Raw genomic sequence first — 18990 nt, 5'->3', positions numbered from 1 at the left:
TTCAACATTAAGCCAATTTGGCGATAACAGTCTGATCGCCGGTGGTTGGCTGGTTCATTGTAACGGTAGCCTTGGCAGTAAGTGGCAGGTACACGTCTACGCGCGAACCTAACTTAATAAAGCCCAGGTGCTCGTCGATGTAGCACTCCTCGCCATCCTTGGCGTAGGTAACGATACGGCGAGCCATGGCACCAGCAATCTGGCGCACCAGGATATCCTGACCGTCGGCAGTGGTAATCATAATGTCGGCATGCTCGTTCTCCTCGCTGGCCTTGGGCAGCCAAGCTTTGTGGTAGTTGCCGTTAAAGTGCTTCACAAACTTTACCTTACCATCAACCGGATACCAGTTGGCATGCACGTTAAGCGGACTCATAAAGATTGAAATCATCAGTCGCTTATCGTGAAAATAGGTATTCTCTTCGGCCTCCTCAACCACTACAATCTTTCCGTCGGCAGGAGCCACCACCAACTTATCGGTATCGCCATTAAAATAGCGGATTGGGCAACGATAAAAGTTGAGTGCGATAAACCATGCAGTAACAAACACAGCCACAAAAATCCAGAACGGAATGGTTGTTTCCAGTCCGTACCACAGTAATGAGCCTATGCCGACAATTGCCAAGGCACTGAGCGTCAACTCATTAGTACCTTCGCGATGTATTCTAATCTTCTTGAGTTTCTTGATTCTTTCTCCCATCAGTTACTTTCGATTGTTTCAATTCTGGGTGCAAAGGTACATCTTTTATACGAGAATTACAAACTTTTCACGTTTTTCTTTTGGTAATCTCGAAAAATCGGCGTAACTTTGGACCACAAAAATAAGCATTTCAAGAGAAAACGATGGAAGATTTCGTACATCTGCACGTACATACATATTACTCGATACTCGACGGACAGTCGAGCATCAAAAAGCTTGTAGACAAAGCGATCGGCGATGGCATGAAGGGTATGGCCATTACCGACCACGGCGACATGTTCGGCATTAAGGAATTTCACGACATATGCAACGGTGTGAACAAACAGCGCAAAAAAGACGGACTTGAACCTTTTAAGCCCATTTTTGGTTGTGAGATGTATGTGGCACGCCGAGGCGACATGATGCTGAAAGAAGGCAAGGAAGACCTGGGTGGATACCACCTGATAGTGCTGGCCAAGAACGAGCACGGCTACAAGAACCTGATTAAGCTGGTAAGTAACTCGTGGGTGGATGGTTTCTACAACCGTCCGCGTACCGATCACAAGCAGCTGGAGAAGTATCACGAAGATCTGATTGTGTGCTCGGCCTGTATCGCCGGCGAGGTGCCTGCCAAAATCCTGAAAGGCGACATCGAAGGTGCCCGTAAGGCCATCGAATGGCACAAGAACCTGTGGGGCGACGACTACTATCTGGAGCTGCAGCGCCACGAGGTGACCGACCCAACGATTCGCGCCAACCGCGAAACCTTTCCCCTGCAGCAGCAGGCCAACAAGGTGCTGATTGAACTGGCTAAGGAATATGGTGTAAAGCTGGTGTGTACCAACGATAGCCACTTTGTGGACAAGGAGAATGCCGAGGCCCACGACCACCTTCTGTGCCTGGCCACGGGTAAGGACCTGGACGACCCCACACGTATGCTGTACTCGAAGCAGGAGTGGTTCAAGACCCAGCAGGAGATGAACGACATCTTCAGCGATGTGCCCGAGGCGCTGGCCAACACCGTTGAGATATTAAACAAGGTGGAGACCTACAGCCTGGATGCCGACCCTATCATGCCCTTCTTCCCTATCCCCGAGAGCTTCGGTACCGAGGAGGAGTGGCGACAGAAGTTTACCGAGCAGCAGCTGTTCGAGGAGTTCACCACCGACGAGAACGGACAGAACCCGCTCGACCCTGAGGCTGCCGAGAAGAAGATAAAAAAGCTGGGCGGCTACGACAAGATATACCGTATTAAGTTCGAGGCCGACTACCTGGCCAAACTGGCCTACGAAGGAGCCGAGAAACGCTACGGCGCCCCCATACCAAAGGATGTTGAGGAGCGCGTAAAATTCGAGCTGCACATTATGAAGACCATGGGTTTCCCTGGCTACTTCCTGATTGTGCAGGACTTTATTAACTCGGCCCGCGACGAGCTGGGCGTGATGGTAGGTCCCGGTCGTGGATCGGCTGCCGGTAGTGTGGTGGCCTACTGCTTAGGTATCACCAAGATCGACCCGCTGAAGTACGACCTGCTGTTTGAGCGTTTCCTGAACCCCGACCGTATCTCGCTGCCTGATATCGATACCGACTTCGACGATGACGGACGAGGCAAGGTGTTGAAGTGGGTAATGGATAAGTACGGCCACGAGAACTGTGCGCACATTATCACCTACGCATCGATGGCTACCAAGAACTCGATCAAAGACGTTGCCCGTGTAGAGAATGTGCCGCTGGCCGTATCGAACGCGCTGTGTAAGGCCATCCCCGACCGACTGCCCGAAGTGGATGGCAAGACGCCCAAGATGAACCTGACCAACGCCATCAGGGCCGTGCCCGAACTGCAGGAGGCCGAAGCATCTACCGACCCGCATATTGCCAACACCATGAAGTATGCCAAGATGCTTGAGGGCACCGTGCGTGGTACGGGTATCCACGCCTGCGGATTTATCATCTGTCGCGACCCGATATCTGACCACGTACCCGTATCAACGGCTGATGACCCCGACTTCAAGGGCACCAAGACCAACTGTACGCAGTACGACGGACACGTGATTGAATCCACCGGTCTGATTAAGATGGACTTCCTGGGTCTGAAAACCCTGTCGGAGTTGAAAGAGGCTTGCGCCAACATCAAGCGAACACGAGGCATCGAAGTGGATCTCGACACTATCCCCATCGACGACCCCAAGACATACGAACTGTATCAGCAAGGTCGCACCATCGGTACGTTCCAGTTCGAGTCGGCAGGTATGCAGAAATACCTGCGCGAGCTGCACCCAACGGTGTTCGAAGACCTGATTGCCATGAACGCCCTGTATCGCCCGGGACCTATGGACTATATCCCATCGTTCATCGCCCGTAAGAACGGCCGCGAGCCAATCACGTACGATATCGACTGCATGGAGAAGTACCTGAAGGACACCTACGGTATTACGGTGTATCAGGAGCAGGTGATGCTGCTTTCACGTCAGCTGGCCGACTTTACCCGAGGCGAGAGCGATGCGCTGCGTAAGGCCATGGGTAAGAAGAAAAAGGATATTGTTGACGCCATGAAGCCTAAGTTTATCGAGGGCGGAAAGAAGAACGGCCACGACCCGAAGGTGCTGGAGAAAATCTGGGCCGACTGGGAGAAGTTCGCCTCGTATGCGTTCAACAAATCGCACGCTGCCTGCTACTCGTGGGTGGCCTACCAAACGGCTTATCTCAAGGCCAACTACCCTGCCGAATACATGGCTGCCATCATGAGCCGCCGCCGCGACCAGATTACCGAAATCACTAAGCTGATGGACGAGTGCAAGCAGATGGGTATAGCCACGCTGGGCCCGGATGTGAACGAGTCGTACGAGAAGTTTGGTGTGAACCACCATGGCGAAATCCGTTTCGGTCTGGGTGCCATCAAGGGCATGGGCGATTCGGCAGCCCTATCGATTATCGACGAGCGCGAGAAGAACGGTCCGTACAAGGACATCTACGACTTTGCCCAGCGCGTAAACTTCTCGGCTGTTAACCGTAAGGCCTTCGAATCACTGGCTCTGAGCGGTGGTTTCGACAGCTTCGGCATCCGCCGCGAGGATTACTTTGCCAAGAACCCCAAGGGCGAAACATTCATTGAGATGCTGTGCCGCTACGGACAGCTGTACCAGCAGGAGCAGGCCGAAATGAAGAACTCGCTGTTCGGCATGTTTGGCGAAGGCGTGGAGATAGCACAGCCTCAGCCACCCAAGAACGATATTCGCTGGAGCGACATCGAACGACTGAACAAGGAGCGCGAGCTGGTAGGTATCTATCTGTCGGCCCATCCGCTCGACGAATATAAGATTATTCTCGACAACCTGTGCAACACCAAATGTACAGAATTGGCAGACATCGCCAAATTGGCAGACCGCGAGGATGTGATACTGGGCGGCATTGTGACAGCCCAGAAAACAGGCTTTACCAAAACGGGCAAACCCTACGGCGTGGTTACCATCGAGGACTTCGACGGTACGGGCGAGATCTTCATGATGGGCGAGGAATGGGGCCAGCGCGCAGGTATGTTCTCAATCGGTGCATCGGTGTATGTAACAGGTAAGGTTAAGAGCCGATTTATGTACAACGATAATGGCCCGAAAGACCTGAAAATAGGCGGTGTAGAGTTCCTGCAGACCATTAAGGAGCGCGCCATCGATCGCATTACCATCTCGCTGATGACCGACCAGGTGAACGACGAGCTGGTGAACGACCTGACGGAGCTGATAAACGAGAACCCAGGTAAGACAAAACTGTTCTTCCAGCTGCGCGACTCGAGTGGTAAGCACCACGTGCTACTGCGTAGCAAACGCGAGGGTATCGACGTGAAGAATAAGCTCATCGATTACATTAACACTCACGACGGTTTGGCATACAGTATTAATTAATGGCACGCCATTTGCTGGTAACGAGATAGTTCACATAGTATTCACATAATTAAACAAGATTAAGATGGAAGTAACAATCACAAAAGAAAACTTTGCAGAGTTGAAGGCCGGTAACCTGCCTTTGGTAGTTGATTTCTGGGCTACTTGGTGTGGTCCCTGCCGTATGGTGGCTCCCATTATCGAAGAGTTGGCTGCTAAGTACGACGGTAAGATCGTGGTTGGCAAGTGCGACGTTGAGGACAACGAAGACCTCGCCGCCGAGTTTGGAATCCGAAACATTCCTACCATTCTGTTCTTCAAGAATGGTGAGGTTGTAGATAAACTGATTGGTGCCCAGTCGAAGGGTAAGTTCGAAGAGAAGTTCGAAGCTCTGCTGTAACTCCGACCTGCACCAAACATGTCACTTAATTAGCCGACGGTAACCACACGGTTGCCGTCGGTTTTTTCTTCAATCGTAACCTTAACGGCATCCTCGGGCAGCACCTCCTCAATCAGCTCGGGCCACTCTATCAGACACAGGCAGCCGCTGTAGAAATAGTCCTCGTAGCCCATGTCGTAAACCTCCTCCAGCTTCTTAATACGGTAGAAATCAAAGTGATAGATGCTCTCGCCCTCACCCGAAGTGTACTCGTTGATGATAGCAAAGGTGGGCGATGTAATCACATCATCTACACCCAAAGCCTCGCAAATGGCCTTGATAAACGTGGTTTTTCCGGCACCCATCTTGCCATAGAAGGCAAACACACGACGGTCGCCCATCTGGGCGATAAACTCTCGGGCGGCATCCCCGATCTGCTCTAAACTGTTAATCTTAATCTCCATAATATTTTTACATTTTTTCATTTTTACATTTTTACATTCTACCTTCTTACCTTTTTACCCTTAAGCGTAATCAGCGGCACAATCATCTCCTCCATCGAGATACCTCCGTGCTGGAACGTGTCGCGATAGTACGATACATAGTAATTATAGTTGTTGGGATAGGCAAAGAACGAGTCGCCCGTGGCAAACACGTAGCTGGTCGATAGGTTGGGCTGCGGCAACATGGCTTTGCGGGGATCCTTAATCACAAACAGACTCTTATCTTCGTCGTAGCCCAGGTTCTTGCCCAGCTTGTAGCGCAGGTTGGTATTGGTGTTGCGGTCGCCCACAATCTTTACGGGCTTGGTGCAACGTATACTGCCGTGATCGGTAGTCACAATCACCTTGCAATCCATCTGCGCCAACTGGCGGAAGAAGTCGCTGATGACCGAATGACGGAACCACGACAGGGTTATCGAGCGGTAGGCGCTCTCGTTGTTGGCCAGCTCGCGCACCATCTTCGATTCGGTACGGGCGTGGCTCAGCATGTCGATAAAGTTAAACACCACCACATTCAGCGGATGCTTCTCTATCTGTTGCATCTGCTGCATCAGCTTGTCGGCATCGGCCTGGGTGTTTATCTTGTGATAAGAAAAAGTCTCTTTGCGACGATAGCGCTCCAGCTGGGTGCGAATCAGCGGTTCCTCGTTCAGGTTCTTACCCTCCTCCTCGTCTTCATCCACCCAGAGGTCGGGGAACATCTCCTGTATCTTATTGGGCATCAACCCACTGAAGATGGCGTTGCGCGCATACTGTGTGGCGGTGGGCAAAATGCTGTAATACATGTCCTCGTCGATATCATAGTAGGCACTCAGTTCGCCCGACAGCACGCGCCACTGGTCGTAGCGGAAGTTATCGAGCACCACCAGGAACACCTTTTGACCCGCATTGAGCATGGGGAACACCTTGGTTTTAAATATCTCGGGCGAAAGCACGGGCTTCTCTCCTCCACCTGCAATCCACTCCAGATACACCTTCTTGATATACTTGGCAAAGCCGTTGTTGGCCTCCTCCTTCTGCATCTGCAGCATCTCGGTCATGCTGCTTTCGGTGGCACTCAGCTCCAGTTCCCAGTGTACCAGGCGCTTGTACACCTGCACCCAATCTTTCCACGTTTTGCAGTCCATAATCTGCATGGCAATCTGCTGAAAGTTCTGCTGATACTGCGATTGTGTGATTTCGGTTTCGATGGCACGGCGGTGGATATTCTTCTTGAGCGTCAACAATATCTGATTGGGATTTACGGGCTTTATCAGGTAATCAGCAATCTTCTGTCCGATGGCCTGCTCCATAATATTTTCCTCCTCGCTCTTGGTAACCATCACCACGGTGATTGAGGGATTAATCTCCTTGAGTTGGCGCAGGGTTTCAAGTCCACTGATACCAGGCATCTGCTCATCCAGCAGCACCAGGTCGAAGTTGCGCTGACGGCACAGATCGAGGGCATCGGTACCGTTGCTAACGGTCACGATTTCATAGCCTTTCTTCTCGAGGAACATGATGTGGCCCTTGAGTTGCTCAATCTCGTCGTCTACCCAAAGTAGTAATCCGTTTGTCATATATAGCTATCTATTGTTTACCAAAAATCATCATCAAAATCCAGCACCTTCTGCTGCTTTTTCTGCGTGGCAGGTGCGGGCTGCTCGGCGGGCTTGGCTGGCAGCTCGTCTTCGATATCGGGCGCATCTACTGCCTCGGGGTTTATCAGCAGATTATCCTTGCTAACCTGCATGGGCGCCAGCTCGCGCTCGTAGAACTGCTGATACTCGTCGTAGGTGTACTGGGTGCCCAGCAGGGGCAGATTCTGCTCGCTAACAATCAGGCGCATGGAGCGCGATGTGTAGCGTCGCAGGGGTTCGTTTTCGTACAGCATACGGGCATACTGCAGGGCCTCGTCGTAACTCAGGAATCCGCTTACTATCATACGGTTCAGCTCGCCGTCCTGATCTATCTGTATCTCAAAGTTGCGCACCAGGAAGTTGGTAAAGTTATAGCGTGCCAACTCGAACAGCAACTGATTCTGGTTTACCGAATCGGGCTGATACACCAGCATAAACAGGTAGTGCGAAGTACGTTCGGTGCTCAGGGTATCGGTGATAGAAGAATCGCGCTTCAGCACAATGTCGCGCTGGGTCCACACGTCGCCGATATCAAACTTACCACCACGCAGCTTGCGACCATCCTGCACACCTTTTATAATCATACCTGCCAGTGGACTCACCTCGCTGTCGGGGTATTTCTCTACCACCTGCTGCAACTGCTCCAGACAGCCATCGCCGTCGCCTTCGTTCAGTAGGCTCAAACCACTGATAAACACAAATTTATCGCGGTGGGCGCCTTGGGCAAAGCGGGTGGCAGATAACTGAGTGTTATGCTTTACCACCAGAAACTCATCGTGCTTAAAGGCATCGTAGGTGGCGGCATAGAGCGAATCCTCTATCTGTTCGCCAAAGCGGGCATTCTCGGCATAGTACGGGTCGGCTATCAGCAAGGTGTATTCGTTGTCGGGGTAGTCGGCCTTTAGGCGGGCTAAGCACTCAGCAGCCTCGGCTGTGCGACCTTGGCGCGAGTACAGCAGCCATAGGTGGTACCACGCCTCAGGATTATGCTCGTAGTCGGGGTAATCGATAGTCAGCCTACGCAGGTATCGCTCGCTGATGTTCAGGCGCTCCATCTTATCCTTCAGGATGATACCGGCATGGAACAACCCATCCTTGATGATATCATGACAGGCGGCCTGCTGCTCATCGGTGAATGGGATTTGCGCCAGATAGTAGGCACGATTGTGCGGATCGAGGGCAGTGCTATCAACGGGGGCATCAATGCTATCGCCCACAGTTCTGGCGGTTTCATCGCCTAGGGCAACCATCACACTATCGTTAGCAGCCTCATCTCCCGATGGCTGGCGCACCACGGTTTGATTGCTTCGGCGCCAGTTGTCGATATTCTCTCGACGGCCCCATTCGCGCTGGAAGGTGGTTTTACCCTGACTCACAGCTGTGGGGTTATAGAAATACCATGCACCACCTGCCTGCTGGGTGCCAGCTGACTGAGGCACAGCGCGTTGGTTAACCGATCCAAAATTTGATTGGTTAAATGTCTGCTGTGTATTTGCATTATTTTCCAGCTCCGAATCGCGTGCCTCCTTTTCCTTTTTCTTCAGTTCGACTATCACGCGGTCGATGGCTTGCAGGCGCTCTTTATCGCCCATCCTGGCCAGCAGCAAAAGCGAATCCTGCAGATGCACAGCCTCGGTATAGGGCACCAGTTCGTCGAGCACCTTTGATCGGCGCGAGAGTTCATCGTAATCCTTGCGGTCCTTATCAAGCAGTCCGATAGCCTCGCCATAACAGCGCTGGGCATCGGCAAATTTTTCCTTTTCCCAATACAGATTGCCAAGGGTAAGCAGCAGCACACCCTTCTCGACGCCATTGCGGGTAGACTTCAGGTTACCCTTCTCGTAAGCGCTGATGGCCTGCAGAGTATCGCCTTGTGCCAGATAGATGTTGCCGATGGCATAGTACACCTGGTCGAGATACTCGGCATTGTTATCGTTGGCGGCCATGCGCTTCAGCTTACCTATCATCTGCTTGCCGTTGTTCTTAGCCAGCACTTCGGTCTGGGCTATGCGGGCATTAAACTGCAACTCGTAAGGCGGACTGCAGCGTATCACTCGGGCAAAGGCTTTGTAAGCCTCCTCCTGATTGCCCATCAGGTTCTGTATCTGTCCCATCAGGTACCACTCGCGGGCACGCTGGGTTTTGCGACGTTCGTGCTTAATGGCCTTGCGCAGATAGGGCACGGCCTTGGGGTAATCGGCCACGCTGATGTAGTAGTTGGCGTAGGTGTAATCCCAATCCTTAACGGCACGGAAATCCATCGAGTCGCGACTCATGTTACGAATCACGTCCTCGGCATCGTAACGCCAGCCCAACATAGTGTAGCTTTTGGCCAGCCACGCACGGGCCAGTCCGTTGCGAGCAGGATTGCCCAGGTACAGGCGTGCCATGTACGAGAAGGTAGCGGCCGCCTCTTCAAACTGTCCCATCTGGAACTGAGCCTTACCAAGCATCAGCCATGCTTTCCACAGGAATGGGTTCTGCTCGCGCCCCTTCACCTTAATGGTGTGGCGCTGGATGGCTTTCTCCATCTTCTCAACCGTTCGCTCGTAATGCGATTTGCCTATGTCGCGACTCTGTTTGTTGCCAACGGGGTAAAGCGGCAACAGCTCGGTAAAGTTATCCTTGTGGCCCTTCTCTTTCTCTAAATTACCATCCAGAAAGGCCATGTGACCGTTATAATAAGTGTTATAGCGGGCGTTGAAGGCGTGCCAGAAGCGGCTCTTGGCGGTGTTTTTGTTTTGCGCAAAGCCCATGGTTGCCACCAATGCGACAACCAACACCAAGCCCATATATCGCCTCCATCGTATCACCTATAATTAACTAATTTCTTGCTTCTTCTTTTCTTCTAAAAGGCAGTGTATCTTGCACGAGCCCTCGTCGGCAGCTGTGCAGGTTGAGCAGTCGTGACCTTGCTCAATCACATCATCGCTCTTATCAAACCAGTTGGCTACCAAGGCTATCAGGCCCAGCACCAACAACATGCCTATACATACTAATGCAAACGTCATCGTCTATAAATAATTTTGTGTTAGTTTATTCCTCAATGTTGAATCCTACCAGTTTCAGGTCGTCCCAGAACTTAGGGTACGACTTGGTAACTACCTGTGGATTATTGATAATCAGTCCGTCTTGGCGCAAAGCATAGGGTGCAAAAGCCAATGCCATGCGATGGTCTTCGTAAGTGTCGATACCAGCCTGCAGGTCGGGTTCGCAGCGCTCACCATCCCAGTACAGCTCACTGGCGTTGGTATCGTGAATCACGTAGCCCAACTTCATCATCTCTTTCTTCAGGGCTGCAATACGGTCGGTCTCCTTAATTTTCAGGGTTGAGAGGCCCTTGAAGTGGAAAGGAATATCGAGTGCGGCACAGGTAACCACAAAGGTCTGCGCCAAGTCGGGGGCATTCACAAAGTCGTACTCCAACTTGCCCACGCAACGACCGTTCTTCTTCAGTGTCACCATCTGCGGTACGCCTTTCTTCTGGGTTTCAAAAGTGGTCTTTACACCCAGCAAGCTGAAGATGTAGCGGGTGGTAGAATCGCCCTGCATCGAACCGTCCATCAGTCCTGTCAGCTTTACTTCGGCATCGCGATCCTTGCTCAGTGCCACCATCTCATACCAGTAGCTGGCACCACTCCAGTCGCTCTCGATAAAGTAATCGCGACTCTTGTAAGGCTTGTGGGCCACGGTGATGGTATCGGTCGAACTCCACTTGGCTTCAGCACCAAATTCGCCCATCATCCACAGCGTAAGGTCGATGTAAGGGCGCGAGATGATATCGCCTGTAAGCTGCAGCGTAAGTCCATCTTCCAGCATCGGCCCAATCATCAGCAGCGCCGAAATGTACTGCGAGCTCACGTTGCCAGGGATAGAAAGTTCGCCACCAGCCAGCTTATAACCTGTGATCTTAAGGGGTGGGAATCCCTCCTGCCCTACGTACTCAATCTGTGCACCCAACTTGCGCAGGGCGTCAACCAGGATAGCTATGGGACGGTGCTGCATGCGCTCGGTACCTGTAATCACGTGGGTTCCGCGCATCACGCTCAGGTAGGCCGTCATAAATCGCATGGCGGTACCGGCGGCTTTGATATTAATTTCGTCGGGCATGTATCGCAGCGCCTCGATAATCACCTCGGTATCGTCGCAATCACTCAGGTTCTGAGGCAGATTACGACCTCCGCTAAGGGCATAGATAATGAGCGCACGGTTGGATATGCTTTTTGATGCTGGCAACTGGATGGTCTGAGCCAAACGTTCAGGTGCCGTAAGTTTATATTGCTTCATTTCTTGTATATGTCGTTCTAATTGCATGCAAAGATACGCATTTTCGGGCACTAAGCGCTCATTTTTACACATTTTATTACTATTATCCTCTTAATGTGTGTTAATCCTTGCGCGGTTTCGTAATCTTTTTGTACTTTTGCACCCACGAACAAACAATTTTAAATAGTATGAACTACATTAAAACTACTCTACTGGCAGCCATCGTTGGCTTTATGCCTTTCGTTACAGTCAGCGCACAGAACGACAAGGTACTGAAAGAAAAGAATCCCGAGTTTTTCAAAACCGAAGAAGCTCGCCGTATCGGCGACCAGCTACTGATTTGGCAGCGCAACACGGGCGGCTGGCCCAAGAACGTCGACATGGTGACACCACTCTCCAACCAGCAGCGCGAGGTGATCATCAAGGATAAGAAGGTGACCGACGACTCGACAATCGACAACGGTGCTACCACCATGCAGATGAACTTCCTGGCGCGATTGTATCAGCAGACCAAGGATGAGCACTATCGCGAGGCTTTCAAGAAGGGTGTAAACTACATTCTGGATGGACAGTATGAAAACGGCGGATGGCCACAGTTCTGGCCAACCCAGCGCGACTATCAGGTGCAGATAACCTACAACGACGATGCTATTGTGAATATTCTGACCATGATGCGCGACATACTGAATGGTAAAGAGCAGTATGCCGGATTAAGCGACGAGAAGCTGAACGCACAGATCGAAAAGTCGTTTAAGAAAGGTATTGAATGCATTCTGAACACGCAGATAAAGGTTGACGACACGCTGACCGTATGGTGCCAGCAGCACGACCGCAAGACACTCTACCCTACTTATGCCCGCGCCTACGAGCTGCCATCATACTGCTCGATGGAGAGTGCCGCCATCGTACGATTCCTGATGAGCCTGCCCCACCCCGACGAGCGAGTACGCCGCTCGATCAACAGCGCTATGGCTTGGTTTGAGAAGAATAAGATTACAGGCTACCGACTTGTGAAGATTGGTAAGAAGGGGGAACCAGGAGCCGACACCCGACTGGTACCCGACCCCAAAGCCGGTCCACTATGGGCACGATTCTACGACTTGCTGAACTGCCAGCCGTTTGTATGCGACCGCGATGGCATGCCCCGCAAGCACCTTTCGGACATCGGCCCAGAGCGCCGCAATGGCTACAGCTGGTACAACGATCGCCCAGCAACGCTGTATGAAAAGTACGAAAAATGGAAAAATAAGTGGGAAAAGAGTAAAAAATAGGCCGAAAATTTGGTCAGTTCAAAAAAACTGCGTACCTTTGCACCCGCATTCGGCGATAACGGCTGGGTGCAAGTCGAAAACGGATCGGGATTTAGCGCAGTTGGTAGCGCACACGTCTGGGGGGCGCGAGGTCGCTGGTTCGAGTCCAGTAATCCCGACACAAAGAGCGAGAGAATCGAGAGATTCCCTCGCTTTTTTGTTTTGTGCTTCCGTCAGATATCGCTACTAACGCAAGTGAGCATTAAGCTCAGCCAGCAGGTCAACTTCTGGCATTTCCAGATAGTCGGTGCGGATGGTATGGGTATAAACAGCAAAAAACATGGCATACCACGTAGGATTGCGCCAACTTTCCTTTAATATAGGTTGGATTGTACTATAATTTTTGCCGTGAGTAAGCTTAAAGCGCTCGATTTCGTCCCAGCGATAGCACTTATACTCGCCTTTTGGCGAATAAAACTGCAACTCATCGTCGCCAATAATCACCGCAGGCTGCCCACCTACACATAAATCCATGTAGCGTTTGTATCGCTCCCATAGGGTGAAAGGTCCCATCACCAGCAGAAACACGCACAACACCGCTAACGTAACAACAAGCGCCACGTGCATCCACTCCGCCTCAAAGGCAGTATTCCTGGCCGTAGGTAACAGAATCAACACCCCCAGCGCAAACACCGGTATCACTGTAAACAACACCGCATCGATCACAGCGACGAACAGATGTTTCTTTTCGTAGATTTCTTTTGTCATCCTTTGCAAAATTCAGTTTCATTAAGCGCTTGCAAATATAAGGCATTCCCCCGAATCCACCAAATATTTCGCAAAAAAACTTATGCGAACTCAAAAATACGTCCAAAAACAAACATGGGTGCAATTTTGCACCCATGCCCAATCAATCAAAAATTTGATCGGTTATTTCAGCACATCATCATTTCTTAGACTCAGCCTGGGCTTTAAAGTAGAAGAAATAGAAGCAGGCGGCAAGGAGGGTTTTGTTTGAGGTACCCTTGATGCGACCGATGGTACGGAACGAATCATCCTCGACGGTACTACCGCTCATACGTCCTACGGTACGGAAGCTACCATCCTCGAACAGACGACCATCAAAGCGGCCAATAGTACGGAACGAACCATCCTCGATGGTACCATTGCTTCTGATATGACCAATGGTGCGGTACGAGCCATCCTCAACAGTACCATCCTGACGAACACGACCGATAGTACGGAATGAACCGTCCTCGATAGTGCCATTGCTCTTAATGCGGCCGATGGTACGGAATGAGCCATCCTCGATGGTAACGTTCAGCTCGGCCCACTCTTTCTTGGCAGCCTCCAGGCGGGCGGCGCGTTCCTCCTTCTCCTTGGCGGCACGGGCCTTAGCCTCTTCGGCACGCTTAACCTCGGCCTCCTTCCAGCCCTGAACCTGATTCTTTGATATCAGCGCACCATGGAAGATATAGGCTACCAGCAGCGGACTTACATGCCCTTCGAGCTGTCCGAAATCGGTGCCATAGCACGAGGCGCGCAGCTTGGTAACGCTACCTATCACCTCGCCATCCATCGACACCTCGTTAGTCTTGGCATCAAGCTTAATCGTACCCAGGTTAGGACTCTCGATGGTGCCATCGTTGCTGATAGAGCCCTTGGGAGTACCGTTCAGACTGGTAAACTTACCTGTGGCGGGGTCGAGGATATACTTAACCTTCTGACCGGCAAACTCGCCCTCATCGTAAGTCTGATTAAAAGTAATCTCGAGTTTAACGGGGTCCCATGTGCCGATGGGCGTATTACCCCATTTGATAGTGATAGGCTGGCCGCTCTCGGCTGCCTGCGGAATGGTGGTAGTAATGGCTGCTGCAGCCTTTGCTACAGAGTCCTTACGCTGCTGTTCGGCCTCTACGGCTTTCTCCTGCTTAGTTTTAATACCTGCGGCTTTGCGCGCTTTGTTAAGCAGTCCGCCCCATTGTGCCTGAGCTGGGGTGCTGCATGCAAACATGGCCACTAAGGCCAGTGCAATGAATGAAGTTTTACGGTTCATAAGTAAATAATAATAGTAATGGGTTATAGATTTAGAATAATGTTCCATTGATTTCGAACGGCGCTGCTACCCACGGTAACCATCAGGCTTACCTTACCCTGCGCCTGGATAGAATCGAGGGGTAACACCACCTCGCCCACCTGCTGGATGGTGTCGAGCGGCACATCGCCATTAGCCACCAATCCGCCAGCCAGCACCTTACCCGACTCGTCGGCCAGATAATAGCTGGTACGCACACCCTGCAGATTGCCATACATGGCGTTATACACATAAACGGGCACACGCAGCGTATCGGTTGCAGCTACCGATTGCGGGAGTTTGGCCAAAGGCACAATGGCACGACAGAACTGGTTGAACTGGCGCAAGGGTGCCTTGTCGGTATCGTCCCAACGGCCATGCAGCACACCACTGAAATCATTCTGGCGATCACAGATGCCCGTCAGCAGGTAGTGCACACTATCGCCACTAAGCAACACACGTTCAATACCTTGTTTGTAAGCCAGCATATCAGGACCTGCAATGACGCACTGATTAAGCGTAACAGGGGTAAGCACACGATCGTTATACACATACGTATCCTGCCCCAGTGTTACCAGCACCAACGACGGGTGATGGCCGTAAGTATCCGTCAGGCGATTCATATCAGCCACACTGGCTGCCTCAGGTTGCAGATACATACCCACCTTATCGGCCGCCTTAAAAGCAGCATCGGGCGGGCAGTAACCGCGAAAACGTACGTGGTTCAGTCCGTAGTCGCTCAAGCGCTGCATAATATGCATCCACGTAGCCTCGTCCATCGGCATGCGGTCCCAGAGGGGGAAATAATCATCCATCACACAGCCACGCAGATAAACAGGATGGCGGTTCAGGTACAGTTTGCCATCTACCACACCTGCCTCGCGCATACCAAAGGTGCACTCCTGATAATCAGGGCCAACACCAAGAGCCAGACGGAAAATATTAGGATGGAACTCGTCCCACAGGCGATTATCGTCCATCACCAGCGCATCGTACAGCATGTAGCTTCCACGCACCTCGCGCTCATCTACAAAAATCTTAGCTGTATCAACGCCCTCACGCTGAATCATCGTCTGCACATTATAGAAACCGAAATCAGGCGACTGACCGCTTAAGGCGAGCTCGATACCCACCGTACCCATAAAGGGACGCGGATGTGTACGTACCTTATTAATATATAACCTTCGTGGTTGCGAGCGCAGTTCGATGTTTCCCATTACACCATGGGCATCGTGCCCAGCCACGCTCACCTCGATGGTGTTGCGCTGCCCGGCTACAATCTGATTGGTAATATCTAACTGATGAGGGTAATTTACCAAGGTATCGCCGCCTGCCGCTACCCCGTTAACCTTAACGGCGGTAGCACCCAAGGGGCGTTCGAGGAAAAGCACCACCCGGCACTTATCCCACTTCTGCGGCACATACACACTCTGGCGATACACGGCACCGCTATCGGCATACGCAGGCTGGAGCAACCTGACCACATCCTGCGCCGCGGCCTGCAAAGCAAGCATCAAGAACGCTATGGTAGATATAATCTGTTTCATGGGCGCAAATATACGTTTTTTTTCGGTACCAGCAAAGAAAAAACAAAGAAAAAAGGCAATTAGACTTGAAATCTAACTGCCTTCGTTGTAGCGGGACCCAGGATTGAACTGGGGACCTCATGATTATGAATCATGCGCTCTAACCAGCTGAGCTATCCCGCCATATTGCTGATTTGCGGGTGCAAAGGTACACATTTTTTTGGAACCACCAAAATTTTTCGGCAAAAAGTTTTGTATTTCGCAGAAAATTTGTAATTTTGCCGCATAAAACAATGCTAAAATCAGTAATTCTAACCCAAAAATATATGGGAAAGCAGAAAATAGACATCGAATATCCACTGGCCACAACTTCGCCAGCAATCATCTGGGAACAGATTAGTAGCGCTCATGGTTTGGAGCGCTGGTTTGCCGACCACGTGAACGAAGAGGATGGAGTTTTTACCTTTACCTGGGGAGAGCCATGGACAGAACAGGATGTGCGACAGGCACACGTAGTTGACGCCATCAAGCACGACCACATCCGTTTAAAATGGGACTACGAGGACGAGGATGACGACGAATCATACTGGGAAATGAGCATACAGAAGAGCGACCTGACCCACAACCTGAACCTGGTGATTACAGATTTTGCCGACGATGACGATATCGATGGACTGAAAATTCTGTGGGAGAGCTGCCTCGATCGCCTGCACCGTGCCAGCGGACTGTGAAAAGGTGAAAAAGATAAAAATATTATAAATAAGGTGTGATTCTTAATTTTTATTTGTAATTTTGCAGCCAAAATTGCAAAATAGCAAATGTTTCGAATCAAGAAGCTAGATATATTTATAGCCAAGCAATTCGGCTTACTGTTCGTAGGAACGTTCTTCATCTGCCAATTTGTGCTGATGATGCAGTTCCTATGGCGCTACGTCGATGAGCTGATTGGTAAAGGTCTTTCGCTTGAGGTGATGGCCCAGTTCTTCTGGTACATGGGCTTAATGCTGATGCCTCAAGCATTCCCTCTGGCCATACTGTTGTCGTCGCTCATTGCCTTTGGTAACTTAGGCGAGAGCTCGGAGCTTACAGCCATCAAGGCTGCAGGCATATCGCTCATGCAGGCATTCCGGTCGCTCATCATCATATCAGTGCTGATGGCAGGCATTTCGTTCTACTTCCAGAACGTGGTAGGTCCACGAGCCAATCAGGACTTCTACCGCCTGCTGTTGGGTATGAAGCAGAAGAGTCCTGAGCTCGAAATCCCCGAGGGCGTATTCTACGACGGCATCCCTGGCTCGAACATCTACGTACAGAAGAAAGACCTGAACACAGGTATGCTGTATGGTATTATGATTTACCGCATGACGGGCAGCTACGAGGATCAGGCCATCATTCTGGCCGACTCGGGGATGATGCAGAGCACAGCCGAGAAGAAACACCTGTTGCTTACGCTGTATAACGGTGTGTGGAACGAGAACATGCGTTCGCAGGACCTGGCAGGTACAGCTGATGTACCCTACCGCCGCGAGACTTTTGTTACCAAGCGTATCGTACTCGACTTTGACAACAACTTCAGTATGGCCGACATTAACGACATTGCCGGCGACGCCCGTGCCAAAAGCTTAGGAAAGATTATGCACGATAAGGACTCGCTTCAGGAGTTTAACGACAGCGTGGGCCGATCGTACTACGAAGATGCCAAGCGGTTCTACTTCAGAACCTACGAGGTATCGGCCAGCGACTCTGTCAAGATTTCAAAACTGGTAGCTGAGAACAACACCTCGATCGACTCGATGTTCACGAAGCTGAGCGATGGCAAAAAGAAATCGGTTCTGCAGACAGCTATCAACAGTGCCCAGTCGTGTGCCACCGACCTGGAGATGAAAGGCGCTTATGCCAACAGTCTGCATCGCTACTTCCGCACGCACCAGATTCAGGCCATCCTCAAGTTCACGCTAGCGCTCACCTGTATCATCTTCTTCTTTATCGGAGCTCCGTTGGGCGCCATCATCCGCAAGGGTGGATTGGGCGTACCTGTCATCATATCGGTATTGGTATTCATTGTGTACTACATTTTGGATAGCACCGGACAGAAGATGGCACGCGACGACCAGTGGACCGTGTGGTACGGTATGACGATATCAACCGTGGTACTGGCACCTATCGCCTGCTTCTTTACCTACAAGGCGAACAACGATTCGGTGGTATTCAACATCGACATGTACAAGCAGGTGCTGATGCGCATTCTGGGATTGCGCACCCATCGCCACATCTATCGCAAGGAGGTGATTATCGAGGATCCTATCTACGCGCTCGACTCGTACCACCTGCTACAGATTAACGAGCAGATCAAGCAGTATAGCGAGGAACACAAGCTGCTGCATCTGCCTAACCCCATCCACGTATTCTTCCGTCCGGGCGACGACCAGACCATTCAGAAGATTGTGAACCAACTTGAAGATGTTATCGACGACTTGGCCAACACCAAGGACGCACAGATATTGGGCTACCTGAACCACTATCCCGTAGTGGCCACCCATGCCCACACCCGTCCGTTCCACCGCAAGTGGCTCAACATTATTTCGGGTTTGATTCTGCCATTAGGCATATTCTTCTACTGTCGCATGTGCCGTTTCCGACTGCGTTTGCGTAAAGATCTGAACCGCATTCTCGAAACCAACCAGTGGGTACTTGAGCGCGTGGCCGTATATGCGGCGCCTGCCCCAAAAACCATGGAAGATTTGGAGAACATGCCATTTGTAGCCGAACTGGTGCGCGATTTTGAGAAAAAAGAACATAAGGATTAACTACTATATATAAAT

Annotated in this window: 14 protein-coding genes and 2 tRNA genes; 6 read left to right on the top strand and 10 right to left on the bottom strand. The window is 51.2% G+C overall.

Annotation, left to right across the window (positions count from 1 at the left end; genetic code table 11):
• Positions 1-7 precede the first annotated feature (7 nt).
• Complete coding sequence (locus BLU97_RS07905; protein WP_033149627.1) at positions 8-697, bottom strand: phosphatidylserine decarboxylase family protein; 690 nt, start codon at positions 695-697, stop codon at positions 8-10.
• Between the two features lie 143 nt (positions 698-840).
• Between BLU97_RS07905 and dnaE the strand changes: the two genes are divergently transcribed.
• Both dnaE and trxA read left to right on the top strand, forming a co-directional pair.
• Positions 841-4572, top strand: coding sequence for a DNA polymerase III subunit alpha (dnaE, locus tag BLU97_RS07900; RefSeq protein WP_074761014.1), 3732 nt, complete (start codon positions 841-843; stop codon positions 4570-4572).
• 64 nt (positions 4573-4636) lie between these two features.
• The gene (trxA, locus tag BLU97_RS07895; protein ID WP_013065318.1) at positions 4637-4951 is read left to right on the top strand and encodes a thioredoxin; all 315 of its coding nucleotides are present in this window, start codon (positions 4637-4639) and stop codon (positions 4949-4951) included.
• Between the two features lie 29 nt (positions 4952-4980).
• Here trxA and tsaE read toward each other — a convergent pair whose 3' ends face one another.
• From tsaE to BLU97_RS07875, 5 genes are read right to left on the bottom strand one after another with little or no spacing between them, the layout of a single operon-like run.
• A complete protein-coding gene (tsaE, locus tag BLU97_RS07890; RefSeq protein ID WP_074761013.1) occupies positions 4981-5394 on the bottom strand; it encodes a tRNA (adenosine(37)-N6)-threonylcarbamoyltransferase complex ATPase subunit type 1 TsaE in 414 nt (137 codons plus the stop codon).
• Between the two features lie 38 nt (positions 5395-5432).
• The gene (locus tag BLU97_RS07885; RefSeq protein WP_074761012.1) at positions 5433-6992 is read right to left on the bottom strand and encodes a bifunctional response regulator/alkaline phosphatase family protein; all 1560 of its coding nucleotides are present in this window, start codon (positions 6990-6992) and stop codon (positions 5433-5435) included.
• Between the two features lie 17 nt (positions 6993-7009).
• Positions 7010-9865: a tetratricopeptide repeat protein gene (locus BLU97_RS07880; RefSeq protein ID WP_254771685.1), complete on the bottom strand. Its 2856-nt coding sequence runs from the start codon at positions 9863-9865 to the stop codon at positions 7010-7012.
• Positions 9866-9871: 6 nt separating this feature from the next.
• A complete protein-coding gene (locus BLU97_RS15815; RefSeq protein ID WP_139208935.1) occupies positions 9872-10063 on the bottom strand; it encodes a hypothetical protein in 192 nt (63 codons plus the stop codon).
• 25 nt (positions 10064-10088) lie between these two features.
• Positions 10089-11339: a 3-phosphoshikimate 1-carboxyvinyltransferase gene (locus BLU97_RS07875; protein WP_074761011.1), complete on the bottom strand. Its 1251-nt coding sequence runs from the start codon at positions 11337-11339 to the stop codon at positions 10089-10091.
• A 167-nt stretch (positions 11340-11506) separates the two neighbouring features.
• On the opposite strand from BLU97_RS07875, the gene pelA reads away from it, so the two are divergent.
• Positions 11507-12589 carry a pectate lyase gene (gene pelA, locus BLU97_RS07870; RefSeq protein ID WP_081352923.1) on the top strand — a complete coding sequence of 361 codons (1083 nt, stop codon included), beginning with the start codon at positions 11507-11509 and terminating at the stop codon, positions 12587-12589.
• 85 nt (positions 12590-12674) lie between these two features.
• Positions 12675-12747, top strand: a tRNA-Pro gene (locus BLU97_RS07865).
• Between the two features lie 67 nt (positions 12748-12814).
• On the opposite strand, the gene BLU97_RS07860 is transcribed toward BLU97_RS07865, so the two are convergent.
• From BLU97_RS07860 to BLU97_RS07845, 4 genes are all read right to left on the bottom strand, one after another.
• Positions 12815-13345, bottom strand: a complete 531-nt coding sequence (locus tag BLU97_RS07860) for a hypothetical protein (protein WP_139208933.1) — start codon at positions 13343-13345, stop codon at positions 12815-12817.
• Positions 13346-13514: 169 nt separating this feature from the next.
• Entirely contained in the window at positions 13515-14624 is a 1110-nt protein-coding gene (locus BLU97_RS15650) for a 5-fold beta-flower protein (protein ID WP_081352922.1), read from the bottom strand.
• Positions 14625-14647: 23 nt separating this feature from the next.
• A complete protein-coding gene (locus tag BLU97_RS07850) occupies positions 14648-16189 on the bottom strand; it encodes a hypothetical protein (RefSeq protein ID WP_074761009.1) in 1542 nt (513 codons plus the stop codon).
• A gap of 88 nt (positions 16190-16277) precedes the next feature.
• Positions 16278-16351 (bottom strand) — tRNA-Met (locus BLU97_RS07845).
• Positions 16352-16494: 143 nt separating this feature from the next.
• On the opposite strand from BLU97_RS07845, the gene BLU97_RS07840 reads away from it, so the two are divergent.
• Together BLU97_RS07840 and BLU97_RS07835 are read left to right on the top strand one after the other, a co-directional pair.
• Entirely contained in the window at positions 16495-16899 is a 405-nt protein-coding gene (locus tag BLU97_RS07840) for an START-like domain-containing protein (protein ID WP_074761464.1), read from the top strand.
• A gap of 87 nt (positions 16900-16986) precedes the next feature.
• Positions 16987-18975, top strand: coding sequence for an LptF/LptG family permease (locus BLU97_RS07835; RefSeq protein WP_074761008.1), 1989 nt, complete (start codon positions 16987-16989; stop codon positions 18973-18975).
• Positions 18976-18990 lie beyond the last annotated feature (15 nt).

The sequence above is a fragment of the Xylanibacter ruminicola genome, from assembly GCF_900107775.1.
GTDB classification, from domain to species: domain Bacteria; phylum Bacteroidota; class Bacteroidia; order Bacteroidales; family Bacteroidaceae; genus Prevotella; species Prevotella ruminicola_C.
Note: the sequence above shows the minus strand (reverse complement) of the source record. Positions and strands in the feature narration are given on the sequence as shown.

Coding starts and splice junctions, on each gene's coding strand:
- BLU97_RS07905 (WP_033149627.1), bottom strand. CDS start 697: ATGGGAGAAAGAATCAAGAAACTCAAGAAGATTAGAATACATCGCGAA.
- dnaE (WP_074761014.1), top strand. CDS start 841: ATGGAAGATTTCGTACATCTGCACGTACATACATATTACTCGATACTC.
- trxA (WP_013065318.1), top strand. CDS start 4,637: ATGGAAGTAACAATCACAAAAGAAAACTTTGCAGAGTTGAAGGCCGGT.
- tsaE (WP_074761013.1), bottom strand. CDS start 5,394: ATGGAGATTAAGATTAACAGTTTAGAGCAGATCGGGGATGCCGCCCGA.
- BLU97_RS07885 (WP_074761012.1), bottom strand. CDS start 6,992: ATGACAAACGGATTACTACTTTGGGTAGACGACGAGATTGAGCAACTC.
- BLU97_RS15815 (WP_139208935.1), bottom strand. CDS start 10,063: ATGACGTTTGCATTAGTATGTATAGGCATGTTGTTGGTGCTGGGCCTG.
- BLU97_RS07875 (WP_074761011.1), bottom strand. CDS start 11,339: ATGAAGCAATATAAACTTACGGCACCTGAACGTTTGGCTCAGACCATC.
- pelA (WP_081352923.1), top strand. CDS start 11,507: ATGAACTACATTAAAACTACTCTACTGGCAGCCATCGTTGGCTTTATG.
- BLU97_RS15650 (WP_081352922.1), bottom strand. CDS start 14,624: ATGAACCGTAAAACTTCATTCATTGCACTGGCCTTAGTGGCCATGTTT.
- BLU97_RS07850 (WP_074761009.1), bottom strand. CDS start 16,189: ATGAAACAGATTATATCTACCATAGCGTTCTTGATGCTTGCTTTGCAG.
- BLU97_RS07840 (WP_074761464.1), top strand. CDS start 16,495: ATGGGAAAGCAGAAAATAGACATCGAATATCCACTGGCCACAACTTCG.
- BLU97_RS07835 (WP_074761008.1), top strand. CDS start 16,987: ATGTTTCGAATCAAGAAGCTAGATATATTTATAGCCAAGCAATTCGGC.